The organism is Arachnia propionica (genome assembly GCF_003932785.1).
Taxonomy (GTDB): domain Bacteria; phylum Actinomycetota; class Actinomycetes; order Propionibacteriales; family Propionibacteriaceae; genus Arachnia; species Arachnia propionica_B.
Genome location: NZ_RQYT01000146.1, coordinates 1 through 489 on the forward strand (window position 1 = coordinate 1; position 489 = coordinate 489).

The 489-nt window shown below is 65.2% G+C and carries 1 pseudogene; it reads left to right on the top strand.

Features of this window, described 5'->3' with window-relative positions:
* A pseudogene (locus EII35_RS15615) lies at window positions 1-489 on the top strand (hypothetical protein); the annotation flags it as partial.

The following is a 489-nucleotide window of genomic DNA, read 5'->3' on the forward strand; positions in this document are numbered from 1 at the left end:
GTGACCCGGCCGGGAACATCACCCAGGTCACCCATCCCGGACTCGCCACCGCCACCCTCGAACGCGACCAGAAAGGCCGACTGACCCGCGCGGTCCTCGATGATGTCATCCACCAATGGGACTACACCAACGGATTCACCACCCACCACACCACCACCAGCCAAGGCACCCACACCACAGCCGTGATGGACTACACCGACACCGGCTGGCTCTCCTCAGTCACCCTCAACGGGCAACACACCCGCTACCACTACGACGACGCCGGACAACTCACCCGCGCCGAATCCGACACCACCACCAACACGTGGACCTACGACCCAGCCGGACGCCTCACCACCGAACACGTCGACGGCACCACCTGGGAACGCACCTACAACGCCGCTGGGCAACTCCTCCAAGCCACCAACGGCGACGAAACCATCACCTACACCCACGACCACACCGGACGCCGCACCCGCGAGACCCACAGTGATGGCCGACGCCGCGACT